16 protein-coding genes are annotated in these 19,501 nt (G+C 60.9%); 3 read left to right on the top strand and 13 right to left on the bottom strand.

Annotation, left to right across the window (positions count from 1 at the left end; translation table 11 throughout):
• Window positions 1-60: 60 nt before the first annotated feature.
• The 12 genes from V2B23_RS03435 to V2B23_RS03490 form a co-directional block, all read right to left on the bottom strand.
• Entirely contained in the window at window positions 61-921 is an 861-nt protein-coding gene (locus tag V2B23_RS03435; protein ID WP_430949021.1) for an alpha/beta fold hydrolase, read from the bottom strand.
• 87 nt (window positions 922-1,008) lie between these two features.
• Window positions 1,009-2,172 (bottom strand): acyl-CoA dehydrogenase family protein, encoded by a 1,164-nt coding sequence (locus V2B23_RS03440; RefSeq protein ID WP_430949022.1) that lies wholly within the window; start codon window positions 2,170-2,172, stop codon window positions 1,009-1,011.
• A 25-nt stretch (window positions 2,173-2,197) separates the two neighbouring features.
• Entirely contained in the window at window positions 2,198-2,959 is a 762-nt protein-coding gene (locus V2B23_RS03445; protein WP_430949023.1) for a 3-hydroxyacyl-CoA dehydrogenase, read from the bottom strand.
• A 212-nt stretch (window positions 2,960-3,171) separates the two neighbouring features.
• Window positions 3,172-3,687 carry a thiolase family protein gene (locus V2B23_RS03450; protein WP_430949024.1) on the bottom strand — a complete coding sequence of 172 codons (516 nt, stop codon included), beginning with the start codon at window positions 3,685-3,687 and terminating at the stop codon, window positions 3,172-3,174.
• A 171-nt stretch (window positions 3,688-3,858) separates the two neighbouring features.
• The gene (locus V2B23_RS03455) at window positions 3,859-4,638 is read right to left on the bottom strand and encodes a crotonase/enoyl-CoA hydratase family protein (RefSeq protein WP_430949025.1); all 780 of its coding nucleotides are present in this window, start codon (window positions 4,636-4,638) and stop codon (window positions 3,859-3,861) included.
• A 151-nt stretch (window positions 4,639-4,789) separates the two neighbouring features.
• Window positions 4,790-5,434, bottom strand: a complete 645-nt coding sequence (locus tag V2B23_RS03460) for a TetR/AcrR family transcriptional regulator (protein ID WP_430949026.1) — start codon at window positions 5,432-5,434, stop codon at window positions 4,790-4,792.
• Between the two features lie 70 nt (window positions 5,435-5,504).
• Window positions 5,505-7,058: an AMP-binding protein gene (locus tag V2B23_RS03465; protein WP_430949027.1), complete on the bottom strand. Its 1,554-nt coding sequence runs from the start codon at window positions 7,056-7,058 to the stop codon at window positions 5,505-5,507.
• Between the two features lie 101 nt (window positions 7,059-7,159).
• On the bottom strand, window positions 7,160-8,290 hold the full coding sequence (locus V2B23_RS03470; RefSeq protein WP_430949028.1) for a CaiB/BaiF CoA transferase family protein: 1,131 nt from the start codon (window positions 8,288-8,290) through the stop codon (window positions 7,160-7,162).
• An 83-nt stretch (window positions 8,291-8,373) separates the two neighbouring features.
• Window positions 8,374-9,519 (bottom strand): acyl-CoA dehydrogenase family protein, encoded by a 1,146-nt coding sequence (locus tag V2B23_RS03475; RefSeq protein WP_430949029.1) that lies wholly within the window; start codon window positions 9,517-9,519, stop codon window positions 8,374-8,376.
• Window positions 9,520-9,646: 127 nt separating this feature from the next.
• Window positions 9,647-9,790, bottom strand: coding sequence for an alcohol dehydrogenase catalytic domain-containing protein (locus V2B23_RS03480; protein ID WP_430949030.1), 144 nt, complete (start codon window positions 9,788-9,790; stop codon window positions 9,647-9,649).
• A 118-nt stretch (window positions 9,791-9,908) separates the two neighbouring features.
• A complete protein-coding gene (locus V2B23_RS03485) occupies window positions 9,909-11,360 on the bottom strand; it encodes an aldehyde dehydrogenase family protein (protein ID WP_430949031.1) in 1,452 nt (483 codons plus the stop codon).
• 475 nt (window positions 11,361-11,835) lie between these two features.
• On the bottom strand, window positions 11,836-12,252 hold the full coding sequence (locus V2B23_RS03490) for a hypothetical protein (RefSeq protein WP_430949032.1): 417 nt from the start codon (window positions 12,250-12,252) through the stop codon (window positions 11,836-11,838).
• 188 nt (window positions 12,253-12,440) lie between these two features.
• Between V2B23_RS03490 and V2B23_RS03495 the strand changes: the two genes are divergently transcribed.
• The 3 genes from V2B23_RS03495 to V2B23_RS03505 all read left to right on the top strand — a co-directional run bounded on the left by V2B23_RS03495 (window position 12,441) and on the right by V2B23_RS03505 (window position 17,667).
• Window positions 12,441-12,914 (top strand): carboxymuconolactone decarboxylase family protein, encoded by a 474-nt coding sequence (locus tag V2B23_RS03495; RefSeq protein WP_430949033.1) that lies wholly within the window; start codon window positions 12,441-12,443, stop codon window positions 12,912-12,914.
• A gap of 663 nt (window positions 12,915-13,577) precedes the next feature.
• Window positions 13,578-16,802, top strand: coding sequence for an HAD-IA family hydrolase (locus tag V2B23_RS03500; protein ID WP_430949034.1), 3,225 nt, complete (start codon window positions 13,578-13,580; stop codon window positions 16,800-16,802).
• Window positions 16,803-16,815: 13 nt separating this feature from the next.
• Window positions 16,816-17,667: a DUF1206 domain-containing protein gene (locus V2B23_RS03505; RefSeq protein WP_430949035.1), complete on the top strand. Its 852-nt coding sequence runs from the start codon at window positions 16,816-16,818 to the stop codon at window positions 17,665-17,667.
• Here the strand turns inward: V2B23_RS03505 and V2B23_RS03510 are convergent, their stop codons facing one another.
• On the bottom strand, window positions 17,668-19,497 hold the full coding sequence (locus tag V2B23_RS03510) for an AMP-dependent synthetase/ligase (RefSeq protein ID WP_430949036.1): 1,830 nt from the start codon (window positions 19,495-19,497) through the stop codon (window positions 17,668-17,670).
• Between the last annotated feature and the right edge of the window lie 4 nt (window positions 19,498-19,501).

Consider the following 19,501-nt stretch of genomic DNA (forward strand, 5'->3'; position numbering starts at 1 on the left):
CCTCATGATGTTCCATGCCTCGAACAGGACTTCGCCGTCCACAGACTTCCGACGTCGATATCAGAGCGGAGAGGACACCTCGTCGAGAAATGTCGCGATCGATGCGGCAAATACCGCGTTGTCGTCGCCGGCGATCATGTGGCCTGCGCCGGCGACAACCACCTCACGTGATCCGGGGACCATCTCGAGGAGTTCCGCGGTGCCGGCGGCTGTGACGACGTCCGACTTGCCCCCTCTGACAACGAGTGTGGGGACGTCGATGTTGCGGGCAGCCGCGATCAGCCGGTGCTCGTGTTCCGATCTGGTCGGCTCGTCGGCGGAAATGAGAAACGCGGGATCCCAATGCCAGTGCCACCGACCGTCCTCACGGAGGCGGACGTTCTTACGGACCCCGTCGACGTTCGAGGGGCGGGGTCGATGCGGATTGTAGGCCGCGATCGCGTCGACGACGTCATCGAGTGAGGCGAATCCATCTCGCCGAGCGGTCATGAAGTCGTGGATCCGGCTGACGCCAGAGGCCTCGACGCGAGGAGCGACGTCCACGAGGACCAGCCCTCGCGCACGCACCTTGCCTTCACCGATGGCGACGAGGCTCGTGATTCCGCCCATCGATGCACCGATGAGGACGGGCTCGGTGTCGAGTTCGTCGACGACGCAGGAAAGGTCGTCGACGAGCCGATCCATCGTGTAATCCCCGTCGGACGACCATCCACTGTCGCCGTGTCCACGGGCATCGAGAGCCAAGGCTGTCCACCCGCTCTCCTGCAATGTTGCTGCAGTACGCGACCAGGAGTGCCGAGTCTGCCCGCCACCGTGGAGAAGGATCGCAACGCCACGCTCGCCCGGGGCGGCTCTGAGGTCGCCGGCCAGGGTCAGTCCGGCCGCCTGCACGGCGAAGGCCTTGTGCATGAGGGTGGTCATGTCGATTCTCCTGTCGTGTTACCAACGATGTGGTGGTGTTGCGGTGACAGCTCGATTCGGCGAGCCGTCACCGCACCGGGCGACTCGTCACTGCGACCGCGTGCGTGCGGCGATGTCTCGGCCGATGATCTCTTTCATGATCTCGTTGGTACCGCCGTAAATCGGCAGGATGCGGGCATCGGCATACGCCTTGGCGATCGGGTATTCGAGCATGTAGCCATATCCGCCGTGCAACTGCAGGCAGCGGTCCACGATTTTGTTGTGCATGTCCGAGAGCCAGTACTTGGCCTGTGCTGCGTCGACAGCGGAAAGCTCACCGGCGTTGAGCAATACGGTGGCGCGGTCGAGAAGCGAGGTACCCGCCTCGAGGTCGGTCGCGATCTCGGCCAGGGTGAATCGCGTGGCCTGGAAGTTACCGATGGGCTGGCCGAACGCGTGTCGCTCGAAACAGTACGTCCGTGTCCACTCGAACGCTGCCGCCGCAGCAGCCACAGCGGTGGCAGCGATGGACATGCGCTCACGCGGAAGCCGTTCCATCACATGAACGAAACCCTTGCCCTCGTGACCGAGAAGACTGTCGGCGGGCAGTCGCAGATCATCGAAGAACAGTTCGGCAGTGTCATTGCTGCGCAGCCCCAATTTCTCGAGTTTGCGCCCGCGCCGGAACCCGGGCGCGGTCGTCGGCACGAGGAACAGGCTCATGCCGCGGGAGCCTGCACCATGGGTGGTCTTGGCCAAGACGATCACCACGTCCGCCGCGATTCCGTTGGTGATGAAGATCTTCGAGCCCTGCAGTACCCAATCGTCACCATCACGTGTGGCAGTGGTTCGAATGCCCTGGAGATCGCTTCCTGCGCCCGGTTCGGTCATCGCCATAGCGCCGATGGCCGTGCCATCACACAACGACGGCAACCAACGCTGCTTCTGCTCATGTGTTCCGAGATCGACCAGGTACGGAATGACCAGATCGTCCTGGACGCTGGTGCCGGCGTTGAACGAGTTGGCGCCGACGGCGGCGAACTCCTCCATCTGGACCGTCCGGAACCGGAAATCGGGTATTCCGCCGCCGCCGTACTCACCAGGCACGGAGATCCCGAGCAGTCCTGCTTCACCGGCCGCTGTCCAGGCGTCACGGTCGATGAACCCTTCCGAATCCCATCGTTCGATGTTCGGGGTGATGTGTTTGGCGATGAAGGCCTTGACGCTGCTGCGGAAGTCCTCGTGGTCCTGGTCGTAAATCGAGCGTTTCATGATGTCCTGTGTGAGAGAGATGGATTCAGCGTGGGGCCATGCGGATGGCGCCGTCGAGGCGGATGGTCTCACCGTTGAGCATCGGGTTCGACACGATGTGCGCGACCAAGGCGCCGTACTCGGCTGGGTCGCCGAGACGCGACGGATGCGGCACCTGCCCGCCGAGGGACTTCTGAGCTTCCTCGGGCAGTGATGCGAGCAGCGGGGTCTTGAACAGGCCCGGGGCGATGGTGTTCACGCGGATCAGCAGCGACGCGAGGTCCCGCGCGATCGGCAGGGTCATGCCGACGACGCCGCCCTTGGATGCGGAGTACGCGGCCTGGCCGATCTGGCCGTCGAACGCGGCGACGGAGGCGGTGTTGATGATGACGCCGCGCTCGCCGTCGATCGGCTCGGTCCTCGAGATGCGCTCGGCGGCAAGACGTAGCACGTTGAAGGTGCCGACGAGATTGACCTGAATCACCTTCACGAAGAGATCGAGCGGGAAGGCTCCTTTGCTGCTCACCGTTTTCGCTGCCGGTCCGATGCCGGCGCAGTTCACGGCGACACGCAGCGGGCCGAGCGACTCCGCGACATCGAGAGCTGCGGAGACCGCGGACTCGTCGGTGACGTCGGCGGCGGCGAAGCGGGCGCGGTCGCCGAGTTCTTCCGCGATGCTCTCACCGTTCGACGACGGCAGGTCGATGATGACGACCTGGGCACCCTCGGCGAGGAGCGCTTTGGTGGTGGCGAGACCGAGTCCGGACGCGCCACCGGTGACGACGGCGACACCGTCATTGACGATCATGAGTATTCCTTTCTGAACATACTGTGGCTCAAAGGCGTTCGATGATGGTGGCGTTGGCCATGCCCGCTCCCTCGCACATGGTCTGTAGGCCGTAGCGGCCACCGGTGGCCTCGAATAGGATTCGTCGGTCTGGCGATCGCGTTCCGAGACACTCGCTGCCTGCCGCTCACAGCGGGCGGCAGCAAGCGTCTCGGTGAGGTTGTGACTACGGGTCAAGCTTCGGGTGTCCCCGCCCCCTGGAGAACGTGGACGACGCAGACGGCGCCGAGGCCGACCATGTGTGCGAGACCAGTGCGGGCGCCGGCGTGCTGGCGGGCGCCCGCATCGCCACGAATCTGCTCGGTGATCTCTGCGATCTGCCCGATCCCGGTCGGGCCGACCGGGTGCCCGGCTCCCAGTAGACCACCGGAGGTGTTCACGGCGACGCGGCCGCCGCGATCGAACTCGCCGGCGGCCAGAGCCTTGACCGCTTGGCCCTCCTCGGCGAGACCCATCGCCTCGAGGTACTGCAACTCCTCGATGGTGAAGGCATCGTGCAATTCGACGAGGTCGACGTCTTCGGGGGTGATGCCGGCCTGCTCGTACGCGAGGTGAGTGGTCTCACGTGTCAGTTCCGCATCGAAACTCTTTGCGCCGTAGAGCTGTTCACTGCGCTGCACCGAAGCCAGAACGCGCACTGCTCGCGTGCGGTCGAGCTGTAGCCGATCGATCGCGTCTTCGGAGACCACAAGGGCGGCTGCCGCGCCCTCACCGACGGGGCAGCACTGCAGTTTGGTGAAGATACCGGAAATGGCCGGGCCGCCCAGAACCTCCTCGATACCCTGCGCCCCGCCGGTGATCAGTGCGACCTTTCCCTCGAGGACGTCGGAGGTGATTGTGGGAACAAAAGTCGACGTGGCCTAGCGTCCCTTCCATACGGGCTCCCGCTTCTCGATGAAAGCTCGGATGCCTTCCTGCGTGTCTTCGGAGTTGATAGCCGGATCGGCGTACACATGCTGCTGCTTCCACGCGTCCTCGTCGGTCCAGTCGAAGGCGCGGCGCACGATCTCCGTGCTTGCCTGCACCGCGAGAGGCCCCGATTTGACGATCTTTCCGGCGAGTTCGACTGCCGTCGCGAACACCTCTTCACGCGGAACCACGTAGTTCACCAATCCCCACCGGGCGAAGTACTCCGCAGGCCGGGCTTCGCCCGTCAACGCCAATTCCATTGCAATGTGGTACGGAATGCGCTTGGGCAGGCGGAACAAACCACCACCCAACGCGACCAGCGCTTTCGCTGCCTCCGGAATGCCCATCGTGGTGTCGGTGGATGCCACCACGAGATCGCACGCCAGGCACAGTTCGAATCCGCCTGCCAGCGCATGTCCCTCGACAGCGGCGATCAGCGGCTTCGTCGGCCGCACCTTCGAGACACCGAAGCCACCGCGCCGCTCTGACGTGCCAAAGTCGCCGTTGGCAGCAGCCTTGAGGTCTCGTCCCGCCGAGAATGCCGAGCCGGCGCCCCGGATGATGGCCACACGGGCGTTGTCGTCGCTTTCGAAGGCGTCGATCGCCTCCTCCATCGCGAGTGTGGTTGCTCCGTCGAACGCATTACGTCTCTCGGGGCGATTAATGGTGATCACCGTGATGTTCTCGTCGACCTGGTCGACGAGAATCAGTGGGCCAGATTCCAGCGCCATGTACTTCTCCTTGTTCGTTCGTCGCTCCGCCCTGGGAGCGCGTACTTAAGTCGTGACTCACGTTATATCATTGCTGGTTACACAACAAGTATTTAGGACTTTTCGCCCGAGCACTCCTCCGGCATGTCGACGCCCGAGTGACAGGCGTCGATCAGGCCGCGAGCGCTCCTCGAACCATTCGAATGGACGCTTCGATAGCTTCGCTGCGTTCGACATTCTCGGGATCGACGAGGATCTGCAGAAGCACTCCTCGGAGGATTCCCTCCACCACTACAGCCATCCCGTCGGCGTCCGGTTGCGGCCGGACCTGACCGAGTTCGACCGCTTCCCTCACCCAGTTGACGATCATCGCCCGGATGACTGCGTTGTTCTCCGCGACAGCCCGGGTCAGGTCCGGTCCAGCTGTCAACGCTTCGACAATCACGACGTACATGGCCCGAGCCGCGTACGAATGGGGCCAGGTCTCTTGAAGATAGGTTCTAAAGAGGTTCTCGATGGCGTCCATCCCCCGCAACTCGACCGGCTCGCGGAGCGTCGACTCGGCAAGGTGGCGGATGTGCGCGACGACCTCGACCACGCACTGTTCCTTCGATCCGAAGTGGTGCGTGACCAATCCCCGGCTCACCCCGGCGGTCTCGCCGATGGCAGCAAGGCTGGTCCGCGAATAGCCCCTGGTAGCCAACAGCTTGATGGCGGCATCGATGAGGCGACGCCGCGACTCCGCGCTCCGCTGGGTTTGTGTCCTTCTTGTTCCACGAGGACACAGTATCGAGTGACGCTGTGTCGAGTTCCTCATCTCACCCGTTCTCCTGGATTTCCTGACACGATGACCGTCCAGAGAGCGTCAAGCGGCGATACGCGTAGGACTAACGTCCGTTTGCTCGCAGCGCCTTGCGGTCGATCTTTCCCACCCCGGTCAGCGGAAGCGTCTCGATAATCTCGACGCTCTTGGGTGTGTTGATCGCCCCCTTCCTCTCTCGGACGTAGGCGATCAACTCCTCCGGATCCGCGGATAGCGAATCAGCAAGAACCACAAACGCTTTCACGGACTCTCCCCACTTCTCGTCCGGAACACCCACCACAGCTGTCATGTGCACGGCCGGATGCTCGGAGAGAACTTTCTCCACTTCGCTGGGATAGACGTTGAAGCCACCGGAGATGATCATGTCCTTGCGACGGTCCACGATCGTGATGTATCCCGCATCGTCGCGACGCGCGAGGTCGTCCGTGTGCAACCAGCCACCGCGGAACGCGTGATCCGTCGCATCGGGGTTCTTCCAGTAGCCCTTCATCAGCATCGGCCCCCGCAGGCACAGTTCCCCGACCTCGCCCACGTCCGCCTCGCTGCCGTCTTCACGCAGAATCACCGCCACGACGCCGAGTCTGGGACGCCCAGCGGATGCCAGCAGATCCGGTCGTTCGAGGCTGTGGTCGTCCTTCGTCAGCCGCAGGATGGCCGGTCCTGCCTCTGTCTGCCCGTACCCCTGCGTGAAGACCGGACCGATCCGGCGCAAAGCCTCGGCCAGCCGGACGGGTGACATCGGTGCAGCCCCGTAGCCCACCTCCTCGAGGGAAGTCACATCGATCTCGGGATGTGCACTCAGATAGTCGAGAAGCACGTAGACCATCGTGGGTACGAGGAAGGCGTGAGTGATCTGCTCGCGCTCAACGGTTCGAAGGAACAGCTCTGCCGAGAACCCATCGAGGAGCACCACCGTGCCGCCCTGCATCAGTGTTGGGGTGATGACGGTGCCGCCGGCATGACTGATGGGTGTAGAGATCAATGTGCATCGTCGGCTGGTGTCGCTCGAAGAATCCGCCGAGCTGAGGAACATGAGCTGCGTGTACAGCATGCCGAACCGGGTCTGCATCACCCCCTTGGGCTTTCCGGTCGTACCGCCGGTGTAGTAGAGCGTTTCGATGTCGTCGCCGCTCAGCGGCGCAGGAGGCACCGGGGCAGTACTCTGCTGAGCGGCAAGTCCGAGAAGGTCCGGATTCGTGCCGTCGGGACCGAGCGCATATGTCCGGCCGACGGCACCGCTGTTACGGAGTTCTGCCACGCGGGTGGCGAACACGCGCGGGTCGTAGAACAAAAACTCGATCTCGGCGTCCGCGATCACGTACGCCTGGTCCTCGCACGATCCCATCGGATGGAGCGGGGTGTATCGCGCCCCGACGAGTTGGCCCGCAATCTGGACGAGGTAGGCCTCGGGAAGATTGAGGCTGAGCATGGCGATCGCGGATCCCTTGCCGACGCCGATCACTGTGAATGCGCGGGCAACCTGGTAGACAATGCTCAAGCACTCATCACCTGTGAGGCGACGATCGTCGTGCACGAGAACGACTTTCGATCCCGCTTCTTTCAGGGCGCGGACCGCGCCGACGTGTCCGCTTACCTCTTCATGGACTTCGAACTGCATTTCTCTCCGATCTCGCACATTGAAATTCGTGGTTTGGAACCTTTTGTTACGACTGGTGTCGGCGAACAATGTGCACCGGCGATGCCGTGTGCGTGTTCCGCCTAAAATGCCACTGTCGCTGTAGTCACCACGCCCATATCGATGAGCGCGGTGACCTCCTCGCTCGTGTATCCAAGATCCAGCAGGATCGCGGTCGAATCTGCCCCGTGGCGAGGCGCCGTCTCGACTGTCTGCAATTCACGACCGAGCGGTGTCCGCGCAACCTCCTCACCGGGTGTACCCACAACGATCCCTCGCTGCCGGAACAGCGGGTCGTCGAGAACGGACTGCGCGTTGTTGACAAGCCCGACGGGCACCCCGGCGGGCACCAACAGATCTATGAGATCTCTTGTACGGCACGGAAGGATCGCCGCGGCAATTTTCTCCCGCAGCTCATGCACTTGCAGTTGTCGGCGCTGAGCCGACAGTCTCGCGATATCGTCCAGTCCTAGTGCTGCGCACAGCGCCGCCCAGAAGTGGTCTTCGTGCATCACCGACAGGCTGACCCAGCCGTCTCGCGTCCGGAACAATCCGTACGCAGGTTGCTGTGCTGCCACACCGCCCTTGCCTCCGGTTCTCCACTCGAGTGCAAGTTGAGGAATCTTCCAGGCGAGAACGGAGTCCGCGAGGCTGAGGTCGAAGTACAGCGGATCGCTTCGATGCAGGGCACAGGTCACTGCCAATGCCGCGAACATCGCTGCGGACAGGTCGGCGACAGGATAGCCTTCGCCCTCCTCGTGCTGGCTCGAAGGCGTGAGACCTGCAGCGCGTGCTTGATAGGAGATGTCGTGACCGGGAACGAGGCGCTCGGCGACGTCCTGCCCGTAACCCGAAATCGAACAGTAGACAACGTCCTCCCTGATCGCCCGGATTGCGTCGAAGTCGACACCTAGACGAGCTGCCACCCCGGGACGAAATCCTTCGAGAACGACCCGTGACGTCGCGGCCAACCGCCGGAACGCCTCTGCTCCCTGGGGTGACTTCAAATCCAGAGCGATGCTTCGCTTTCCGCGGTTGACCGATTCGAAGAACGGAGCGACCGCTCGCGCCGGGTCTCCCCCCGTTGTCTGCTCGACGAGGATCACGTCGGCACCCAACTCGCGCAAGAGCATGCCGGCGTACGGACCTGGCAGCTGTTGCGCCAGGCTCAGAACGCGGACCCCCTTCAATGGTTGAAGTTCGGTGAGGTTCATCGATAGAGATCTCCTACTCGAAAGGTGAGCCACCACCGCAGTGCCCAGTAGATCTTTGGTTCCACTCGGCGGTTGGGCGACGGTCAGCTGTTGAGGAGCTTGCGGGCAATTACCTGGTACTTGTGGACTTCCGTGGGCCCTTCGTAAATGCGGGCTAGGCGCTGCAGTCCGTACCAGTGGGCGAGCGGGTTGTCGAAAGACACGCCGGCGCCGCCGTAGACTTGGATCGCGCGGTCCAGCACGCGGCCAGCGGTTTCCGTTCCCAGCACTTTCACCATTCCGGCTTCGACGCGTGTGTCGTGGCCTTCATCCGTCCGCTGTGCAGCGTGGTACATCGCAAGTCGAGCCTGGTGAATCTCTATCCACGAATCCACGATGAACCCCTGAACTGCCTGCTTGTCCGCAAGTCGACTGCCGAAGGCTTCGCGTTGCTTTGCGTAGCCGGTCATCATCTCCAGAGCACGCCACGCGATGCCCAGCGCTGCGGCTCCGACTGTCATCCGAGCGGCGCTCAGCATCTGCTGGGCCTGGCCGAAGCCACCACCCTCGGCACCCAGAAGTGCGTGGGCAGGAACCCGACAGTTGTCGAAGAACAATTCGTGAACCCGTGTTCCGCCGAGCACGTCGATCTCCCGGGTGATCTTCAGGCCCGGATTGTCTATGTCGACAACGAACATCGAGATCCCGCCCTGCTGACGCTGATCGGTGCCGGTGACGGCGACAACAAACACGAAGTCTGCGAAATCCACTGCCGTAATGAACACCTTGTTGCCGGTGATGACCCACTCGGCGCCATCCCTGACCGCGCGGGTCCGGATGGACCCGGCCGGATCGGAACCGCCGGACGGTTCCGTCTGGGCAAAGCAAAATGCCTTTTCACCGGAGAGGACCGGATCGGCGTACAGCTCCTTCTGCTTACCTGAGGCGTTCCACAGGAACGGGGGAAGCTCACCCCAGAACCGCAACGGAGCCAAAGGCTTTGATGCTGCCTCCTGCACGGCCACCAGGTTGTAGCACGACAGGTTTGCCCCACCGAGCTCCTCCGGCAACGACAGGCCCCACAGCCCTGCCTCACGCGCAGCCCTGATCCCAGGCTCAAAATCAGTATGAGTGAGCTTCTCACCGGCGAGAATGCGCTCTTCGAGCGGCATCTGGTACTTCTCGCAGATCTTGGTCGTCAAATCACGAATGTCCCGGGTTTCTTCCGGGAACTCGATTGGGTCGTACACGAGTGTTCCTTTCGACTGTGGCGTGCTGTGGTTGCGTCGAGACCAGGCCTCACGAATGCGGTGCAGAGCGAGCGGTTGCAGGTATCCGACGTCACGATCCGACGCAGGCCCAGATAGGCTCTATCCCTTAACTTTCCGAGAAAATCGGATGCAATTCGGCGACACCTCCGACGCCTTCGTGCCCCAGCACGATCGGCATCGGCAGCGGGAAGTGCCGGTCGCGGACAGACAGGTCTGAATGACAGATGCCTGCCGCGACCATACGAATCATGATCTCCCCACATCCCGGCTCCGCCAGGTCGGCATCCTCAACAGCGAATTCACCGCCCTTGCCCCGAAGGATGGCAGCTTGAATCCTTATGTGGTGCAAATACTTCCGTGAGTTGTGGTCAGCCTACGGCTGGCACGAAGATGGACTGGATCTCGGTGTATTCGTCGAGTCCCTCCGGGCCGAGCTCGCGGCCTACCCCGGAGTCTCCGAACCCGCCGAACGGGACTGCCGGATCGAGCGCCATCGTGCCGTTGATATATACCGAGCCGACCCGAAGCCGACGGGCGACGAGTTCGGCGCGTTCGAGATCGGCGCTCCAGATCGAGCTCGACAGTCCGTACTCGGTGTCTCCGGCGATTCGTATGGCGTCTTCGACGGTGTCGTAAGCGATGACGCAGACGACCGGACCGAACACTTCCTCCTGGGCGATGTGCATGTCATTGGTCACGTTCGACAGCACGGTGGGCTCGACGAAGAACCCGTCCCTGTCTGGGGCGCCGCCGCCGACGACGACGACGGCTCCGGCGGCCTGAGCTTTGCGAATGTGGTTCAGTACGCGTTCGCGGTGGGCCGCACTGATCAAGGGACCGACGATGACAGTCGGATCGGTGGGGTCACCAACCGGCAGCGCTGCGACGGCCGCGGCAAGTGCGGCCACGATTTCATCATGTCGGTCACGTGGAACCAGAATTCGACGTTGCGCGATACAGGCTTGACCGTTGTTCAGCGCCACCCCCAACATGGCCAACCCAGGGGCAACGAGTTCCAGTGGCGCGTCGTCTAGGACGATGGCGGCCGCATTGCCGCCGAGTTCCAACGCATATCGACGAAAGTCCGCCGCACAGGTTTGCGCGATGGATCTCCCGACGGCCGTGCTTCCAGTGAACGCGACCATGTCGACGTCGCGGTGCGACACCAAATGCTGGCTACCGGCCATGTCGGCTGGGATGACGTTGATGACGCCGGGTGGAAATCCCGCCGCGTCGGCGGCCTCCGCGAGCAGGTAGCCCGTCAGTGGCGTCTCCGGTGATGGCTTGTACACGACGGTGCAGCCGGCGGCGAGGGCTGCTGCGATCTTCGACAAGGCACCCAGCAGGGGGATGTTCCATGGTACGAGTACCGCGACCACACCCAGTGGGCAGCGACGTATCCGTACGTCGGCGTGTGCCAGTGCGCTCCATCGCACGTCGGCCTCTGCACTGTCCCGAGTGAGATCAGCGTAATAGCGAACGAATTCGATGGCGACGCCGACGTGACTGGTTGCGGTGACCGCCGATGCAAACCCAGCTTCACGGGTGATGGCGTGCGCAAAGTCGTCGGTGCGCAGCGCCAGTTCATCAGCGAAGCCGTCCAGTGCCTTGGCGCGCTCGGACGCCGAGAACTCGTGCCATCGGCCCTCATCGAATGCGAGTCTTGCGGCACCGACGGCGCGATCCACATCTTCGGCCCCACAACTCGGGACCGTTCCGAACTCCTGCCCGGTGGCCGGATTGACTACGGAAATGCGGGATTTCGTCAGCGCAGGGGCGAAGACCCCGTTCACATAGACAGTGTCGTGTTCGACTTTCACGGACTCTTCTTCCTAGTTGTCGGCACCTCACGAGAAACCTGGATGCTTGTCGATGGCGGGGCAAACCGTGCCGCAACAAGACGGTCGTGTGTCACGGAGGCCATAGGTGCGAGGCGGAGCGGATTGCAGGCGGCTCGCGAGCTTTATATGACTTGTGTCACAGCGTGAGACTAGTGAATAGTTGCTTGTTGCGCAACTAATATTTGCGACAGGTCCCGTCGAGAGATCGGGGTCGATCGTGAACAAGTTGGCACATGCGCCCCGACGTTCGGGCCACCATCTGGCGCTTGCGTACCAGGGAGTCCGATCATGGTTGTCGGTGCGGCCGATTCGGTTGGGCTCGGCGCTGCCAGACACGGATTGACGATTTCGTGTCAAACCAGAGAGCCCTGCGGTACGGAGGGACTAGGTCTCAGGTACAGCTGATGTTGCGGACCGGGGCCCCGAGACGACCCGATCAGAGCGAACGCCGCAATCAAGGTGGGCCTTTGGAAACCGTGGGTGTTCGGGCGCCGTGCGCGAACGTGTACCAGTCACCGTCGAGTTCCTGGTAGCCGATGTCACCGTCATGCCTGGGATCGCCGAGGTACGGCGCTCTGGCCGGCAGGTACGCGAGACCGATCGAATTGATCAGCCCGCCTTCGATGAAGAACAGACAACCGTTGTCAACGGCCTGGATCCGCTTGACTTGATACGTGCCTATTCGACGGTCAGTCGACGACGTCGAGCAGTGCTGTGCCTCGGCAGCCAATGAGCCCTGCGACGCCATGAACGCAACTCGCGACGGCACCGACAGCGCTACAAGTGCACATGTGACGAGGACGAGGGCCGGCGCAATAAGACTCCAGCGCAAGGCTCGAAACTTGAACCAACCAATCAGACTGAGTGTCAACCACACTCCACAGGACAACACCACAAGCCCCGGCAACGAGGCGGCCCTGGCATACGAAGATGCGCACGGTGTCGAAAACAGGACACATCACTTCGAGCGCCAGCGGTGTAAAAAGCACTTCCTCGTCACTAACGTGGAATTCGGAGCGACCACGGCTCGCTCCCCCAGCAGACGCAAAGGAGGACCACGTGAGCACCATCGAAAGTCGACCCCGCGCCACCCAACGACTGTCTGTCAGCGACGTAGACCCCGAGGCGTACAAAGGCATGCTGGCCATCGAGAAATATGTCCACGCCGGCGACCTCGAACCGAAAACACTCCATCTCCTGAAAATCCGTGCCTCGCAGATCAACGACTGCGCCTACTGCTTGGACATGCACACAACAGAAGCCCGAAATGGCGGCGAAGATCAACGCCGACTGGACGTATTAGCGGCATGGAAAGAAGTGCCGTCGTGGTTCAGCGAGGCTGAGCAGGCGATGTTGGAATTCACGGAACAAGTGACGCTCATCGAGAAAGGCGGCGTTTCGGATGAAGTCTGGACGCGAGTGAAGGCGTCATACACCGAGAATCAGATCATCCGCCTGTTGATGGCGATTTCAGCGATCAACACGTGGAATCGGTTGGCCATCTCAACCCATCAAGAGCTCACCCCGCTTTAACACTATTCGGATGAGGAATATAACGGGACTGCATTCCGGGATGCACGAGTAAATAGATTTCGTATTCAATCAGAATCGAATACATGGCCGGTACTGCCCGTCCCTCAAACGACAGTTGGTGCTGCGTACGCCCCCTGATCGGGCGTACGCAGCACCTATGGTCACTTACCTTATTCCACGGTCTCCGGCGAGTCCGATGAGAATGAATCCACGAATGCGATCAACTTTTGCAGCACTGCCGAGATATCGAAATCTTCCAAACTACCCATTTCAATCTTCCCTTCGTGGTGAGTTGAATGAATCCTTACAGCACCGAATGTAGATCATGTTTTGTCAGCGCGCACGGCAATTCCACCGAAGCGTCAAAACTACGACAATCAGCAAGACATGGGTTAATTTTACGCATATGGCCTGCTCAACCGACTGTATTACGCATATTAGTCCAACCTGAAATGCTGGTGAAAAAATTCAAGCTAATCTTTGGAAAAGATTACCGAAACCGGCGTGTCGAAATATGTGATGCACAAAAAACACGCGAAAAACCGTTGCGCACCGCCACTCCCTCCGGAATGTCCGATACCGTGAAGCGAACTGCGCTGCTGGAGGGAGCGAACCCGTGCCTACCTCGATTCATTCGCCCAGAACCTCGTCAGGGGAGCCGCCATGACGATCTGGCGGGCAGATGAAACTCTTCGGGCGTCGATCGTCATCGACGGCAAGGTCTTCCGAGCCGTCTTGTTCGACATGGACGGTGTGGTCACCGATACTGCCAAAGTTCATCTCGCGGCCTGGCGGCGACTCTTCCACTACCTGACCGAACGAGGCGAGATCGGCGATGTGGAACTCAGCGACCACGACTACCGGCGATATATCGACGGCAAAGCACGAGCTCAGGGCCTGCAGTCTTATCTCACTTCGCGCGATGTGGTTCTCCCGCAGGGAAATTCGGAGGACTCCCCTAATGCGGTTACCATCACCAGCCTTCTCGGGCGCAAGAATACGTACTTCCTCGAAGAACTTGGTCGACATCGTGTCGAAGTGATCGTTCCCACGGTCCGGTGGATTCAGCAGTTACGCTCGGCCGGCGTCCACACAGGGATCGTCTCGGCAAGCAGAAACGCGAAGTTCGTACTCGACAGCGCCCACTTGGCAGACCTCTTCGATATCCGCTGTGATGGCATCGACGCCGCAAAGCGCGGCCTTACAGGGAAACCGAATCCCGACACCTATCTGGAAGCTGCAGCGCGCCTGTCCGTCCCACCCTCTGAGTGTGTTGTCATCGAGGACGCGACCTCCGGAATCCGCGCCGCCCACTCTGGCGGCTTCGGCATGAGTATCGGACTTGGACCGGCCGAAAACGTTGCGGCCTTGATCGACAGCGGAGCCGACCTCGTGGTATCCGACGTCAGTGAGATCGATTACCACTTCGTCACCTCCACCTCGGCGGAGGGTGACAACGACGATGCCGCGTGCGAGCTGTGTACTGACGGCGCCGACCCGTCGTGGTCCCTCGAATACCGTGGACTCAGCCCCGACACCGCTGGGCTGCGGGAAACGCTGTTGACACAGGGAAACGGCTATTTCGCCACGCGCGGAGCGCTCTCGGAATCACATGACGACGGCGTGCACTACCCCGGCACATACATCGCCGGGTGCTACAACAGATTGACTTCGCAGGCAGCAGGTAGGTCTCGCGAAGACGAGAGTGCCGTCAATATTCCGGATTGGACGGTGTTCACCGCGGCCGGACCCGACGGCGAGTGGCTTGGGAGCGAGTCCCATCTGATCGATCATCACCATGAAGAATTCGATCTACGCTGCGGGACCGTTCGGCGTGAGACGACTTTCCGCGACATCGACGGCCGAGTGACCAGAATTCGTCAACAACGATTCGTCTCGATGGACGATCCTCACCTCGCGGCAATCAGCACGACGATCATCCCCGAAAACTGGGACGGCACTGTCCACGTGCGCTCAGGTATCAATGCAGCTGTGTCCAACAACAACGTCCCGGACTATTCCCTCCTCGCGAATCGCCACCTCACTGTCATTTCCGCAGAAACGGTTGATGCCGAACGCGTTTCATCCACGGTAGAAACGTCGACCTCGCATATCCGTGTGTCGCAATGTGAACGGTTGAGAGTCCGGCTCGTCGACGGGTCGACGCCGCAACACACACGGCGAGTGGACGACAGCGAAAATTCCGTCGCACAGGTCGTCACATACGCTGGAAAGTCGGGCCAGCCCGTTGTTTTCGAAAAAACCATGTCACTCTTCACATCTCGTGACCATGCAACAGTGGAACCCGACCATGCGGCACGGGAACACGCGCTCGACACTGCCGATCACAGCGAATTGTTCCGCCGGCATTGCATCGCGTGGGAGCTTCTGTGGCATAAATTTGCCATCACGCTGGGCTCCGATGTCACAACATCTTTGGCGGCCAACGTCCAGCTCGTTCACGTACTGCAGACCCTGTCCGCGCACACCATTGATCTGGACGTGGGCGTTCCGGCGCGAGGACTACACGGCGAGGCCTATCGCGGGCACGTGTTCTGGGACGAATTGTTGGTTACACCGATCCTGACCGTGCGCCTACCTGAATTGACACGGTCATTGCTCCTGTATCGAAGTCGCCGCCTTCGACAGGCACAAAGCAACGCGAGAAGGCTGGGGCACGACGGCGCACTGTTCCCCTGGCAAAGCGGTAGCGATGGGCGCGAGGAAACGCCTTCGGCACTGTTCAATCCGCGTTCCAAGCGCTGGATGCCCGACAATTCTCGACGTCAACATCACGTGAACCTCGCCATCGCATACAACGTGTGGCAATACTGGCAAACAACCACCGACCTCGAATTTCTCAGGAATCACGCAGTCGAACTTCTTGTCGAAAATGCTCGCTTTTGGATCAGTCGCGCTGAATACGACGCCACCGATGACCGATACGACATCCGGGGCGTCATGGGTCCCGACGAATTTCACGACGGCTATCCGGACCGACCCGGCGCGGGCGTCGACAACAATTCGTACGTCAACATCATGACGGAGTGGTCACTGATGCGAGCGCTTGATGCTGTCGAGATACTCGGCCGCACAGACCGATCCGTCACCGATGACCTTGAGGTCACCGAATCCGAGTTGGCGGCCTGGGAAAAAATGAGTCGACGTCTGCGCCTCACGTTCCTTCCGAATGGCCTGCTCGCGCAATTCGAGGGTTTCGACGCGCTCAAAGAACTGGACTGGGCAGACTACCGATCCCGGTACCTCGATATCGGTCGCCTCGATCTCATCCTCGAGGCTGAAGGCGATTCAACCGTCCATTACAAAGCCTCAAAACAAGCAGACATTCTCATGCTGCTCTATGTCTTTCCCGCGGAGGAACTGACAGATCTGATCGCACGGTTGGGATACAAATTCGACCCGTCCTCGATTCCGTCGATGATCGACTATTACCTGTCCCGCACTACGCACGGATCGACTCTCAGCCGAATCGCACACACTTGGGTGCTGGTACGAGGTAATCGTTCGCAATCATGGAACATGCTTCGTAGCGCGCTCGCGTCGGACCTCTCGGACACCCAGCGTGGCCGCACACGAGAGGGCATTCACCTCGCTGCGATGGCAGGTGCGATCGATATTCTCGAACGCTGTTACACCGGCCTCGACTTTCGCGAAGACATTTTATGGCTGCATCCGCAATTGCCACTCGAACTGAGCGAACTAGTCTTCACGATCTACTACCGTGGCCATCGATTGCAGGTCCAGTGCACACATTCTTCAGTGACCGTATCGTCGGAGACGAAAGACGCTGCACCGATCGAACTTTCGATCGACGGCAGCAGTCACATAGTATTGCCAGGATCGTCCGTGACCGTTTCCGCCCAGTAACTGGAGATCCAACATGCCTCATACCAACCCGGACGATCCGCATTCCGCATCGACGGGATACAACAACTCGTCCTCTACCGCCGGCCAAGTCGCCCAGAACAGCATCTTCGAGCGTATTGCCCGAGCAGGCTTCGTCGGGAGCGGCATCGTTCACCTGATCATCGGCTACATCGCCATCCGCCTCGCCCTCGGGGGCGGCGGAACCGCAGACCAGTCCGGGGCGATGACGGAACTGGCAAACAAGCCAGGTGGCGGCTTGGCGCTCTGGATCGGCGTCGTCGTATTTGCAGCCATGGGCCTGTGGCGGGTGGCTGAAGCGTTACTCGGCAGTTCGTCCAGGCCCGATGCCAACAAGAAATTGTCGCGGATATTCGATCGAATCAAGGCGTTCTCCCTGGCCGGGGTTTATTTTGCATTTGCGTTCACTGCTTGGGGTTTTGCACGCGGAATCGGCAAATCCAGTAGCAGCCAAAGCACCGGGATCACCGCGCGCCTGATGCAATCCGGTGCAGGCTCGGTCGCACTCGTTGCCGGCGCTCTGGTTATTGTCGCGATCGGCGGTTACCACGTGTACAAAGGTGCCAGCCAGAACTTCCTCGACGACCTCGAAGGCCCCACCAGCGACCTGGTTCGACGTCTCGGCACGGTCGGGTATATCGCCAAGGGATTGGCCATTGCGGCGATGGGGGTGCTGGTGATCGTAGCGGTGATCCAATCAGCCCCCGATAAATCTTCCGGCCTCGACGGTGCCCTGAAAACCCTCGGCGCCCAGCCCTACGGCGTAGCGCTCCTGGTAGCCGCAGGGCTTGGCATCATCACCTACGGTCTCTACTCCTTCGCCATGGCACGCTCCGCCAAAATGTAATCAACCCACGTTGATGACACCGTCATCCGTGCCGTCGGCGTAGAGGGCGGTGATCGTAGCCGCGTACTTACTCGCGATCGGTTTGCGCCGCAACTTCATCGTCGGGGTCAGTTCATCACCGCCCGGAACCCAAGCCGATGAAACAATCGAAAAGCGTTTCACCTGTTCAACTCTGGACAATTTCGCGTTTCCAGCCTTTACTGCCCGCGTCGCCTCTTCCACGATCTTCGGGTGTGCGACCAAATCCGCGAGTTGCGCTCCGGGCACCCCTAAGGTCTGTGCTCGCAGGTCAGCGACGTCCGGATCCAACGTCACCAGCGCAGTGACGTACCTCTGGTTGTTACCGATCGCGACAACTTGAGCGATCAACGACGAGGAAGCCTTCACAGCATTCTCGATATTATTGGGCGCCAAATTCTTTCCCGAAGAATTGATGATGAGTTCTTTCTTGCGGTCGACGATGGTCAGGTTGCCGTTGTCATCGAACTTCCCGACATCGCCAGTCGCCATCCAGCCATCGGAGTCGATGGTTTCAGCGGTCTTTTCGGGCTGATTGCGGTATCCCCGCATCACGATCGGTCCTCGTACCAGTACTTCACCATCATCAGCGAGTCTGATTTCTACGCCCGTGACAGGTTTACCCACTGTCCCGATCTTCAGATTGTCAGCGGTGGTCATCGCACCGAGTCCAGTGGTTTCCGACATGCCCCAGGTCTCGAGCACCGGGATACCCAGGCCTGTGAAGTACTCGAGGGTCTCGACGGGAATGGCCGCTGCTCCTGTGAATGCCAACCTGAGCTGATCGAACCCGAGAGTGGTCCGCACCTTCGAAAACACCAAGGTGTCGGCAAGCTTGTGTTGCAGTTGCAGCGCTCGCCCCCGCACCCCGTTCAGATCTGCTTTTGCTGCCCGCGTACCCACGTCGAAGGACCAGGTCGCCAATTTGGACCTGATCGGGTTTGTTTCCGCTGCAAGCTTTGCCTCAATTCCAGCCTGGATCTTCATCCAGACCCGCGGCACACCGAGAAACATGGTCGGCCGCACGTCGGACAGCGCCGACATCAATTGGCGCAGATCTCCGACCGACGTGATCTGCACACCAAAAATCTGGTTTGCGCCGTGCGTCGAAATCCGATCAGCGATGTGCGCCGACGGCAAGTACGAGATAGCCCGATCCTCGAATCCGAGGTCGAAGCCGTCCATAGCTCTGGCAACAGCGATAGCGTTTCGGTGCGTGACTTCCACGCCTTTAGGGAGGCCGGTGGTACCTGAGGTGTAGATGAGGGTGACCAAATCCTCCGGTCCAACAGCTCGCCATGACGCTTCGAAGTCGAAGTCAGCGGCCGAATTCGATTCAATCTCCGCCAGCTCGCGTGCTCCATCCGCCGGGCCGTCCACGGTGACTATGTGCTCGAACTCCACGCCAGACGCTGCAATCGGCGACAGGAACGCCTGCTCGGTGACGATCGCCCTGTTGCCGGCGCTGGTAAACAGAAATTCGAGTTGATCTGGCGCACTGGTGTTGTACACCGAGAACGGAACCGCTCCTAGATGGGTGATCGCAGTGTCGGCGAGGTGAAATTCCGGCCGGTTGGTCAGCATGAGCCCGACGGTGTCGCCGCGCCGAACACCTAGCTCCGCCAGTCCACCGGCGATGGCCTCGACACGTTGCGCGTATCCACGCCAGGTCACCTCCTGACATCCGCCGGGAGTGCGCAACGCGACTCTGTCCGGATGCATCCGCGCAGTGTGCTGGAACGCCTCTACCGCAGTCCGCACTTCGGCCCCAGACGGGTGTACAAAAACCAAGTCACCGGTATTGTCGATCATCACT

Origin of the sequence: Rhodococcus sp. 24CO, from assembly GCF_050586165.1 — a bacterium.
Classification (GTDB): Bacteria; Actinomycetota; Actinomycetes; order Mycobacteriales; family Mycobacteriaceae; genus Rhodococcus_F.

Excerpts from the sequence above, each read along its gene's own strand:
- V2B23_RS03470 (WP_430949028.1), bottom strand. The coding sequence starts at position 8,290 with ATGAACCTCACCGAACTTCAACCATTGAAGGGGGTCCGCGTTCTGAGC.
- V2B23_RS03455 (WP_430949025.1), bottom strand. The coding sequence starts at position 4,638 with ATGGCGCTGGAATCTGGCCCACTGATTCTCGTCGACCAGGTCGACGAG.
- V2B23_RS03500 (WP_430949034.1), top strand. The coding sequence starts at position 13,578 with ATGACGATCTGGCGGGCAGATGAAACTCTTCGGGCGTCGATCGTCATC.
- V2B23_RS03435 (WP_430949021.1), bottom strand. The coding sequence starts at position 921 with ATGACCACCCTCATGCACAAGGCCTTCGCCGTGCAGGCGGCCGGACTG.
- V2B23_RS03440 (WP_430949022.1), bottom strand. The coding sequence starts at position 2,172 with ATGAAACGCTCGATTTACGACCAGGACCACGAGGACTTCCGCAGCAGC.
- V2B23_RS03445 (WP_430949023.1), bottom strand. The coding sequence starts at position 2,959 with ATGATCGTCAATGACGGTGTCGCCGTCGTCACCGGTGGCGCGTCCGGA.
- V2B23_RS03480 (WP_430949030.1), bottom strand. The coding sequence starts at position 9,790 with ATGATTCGTATGGTCGCGGCAGGCATCTGTCATTCAGACCTGTCTGTC.
- V2B23_RS03510 (WP_430949036.1), bottom strand. The coding sequence starts at position 19,497 with ATGATCGACAATACCGGTGACTTGGTTTTTGTACACCCGTCTGGGGCC.
- V2B23_RS03465 (WP_430949027.1), bottom strand. The coding sequence starts at position 7,058 with ATGCAGTTCGAAGTCCATGAAGAGGTAAGCGGACACGTCGGCGCGGTC.
- V2B23_RS03460 (WP_430949026.1), bottom strand. The coding sequence starts at position 5,434 with ATGAGGAACTCGACACAGCGTCACTCGATACTGTGTCCTCGTGGAACA.
- V2B23_RS03505 (WP_430949035.1), top strand. The coding sequence starts at position 16,816 with ATGCCTCATACCAACCCGGACGATCCGCATTCCGCATCGACGGGATAC.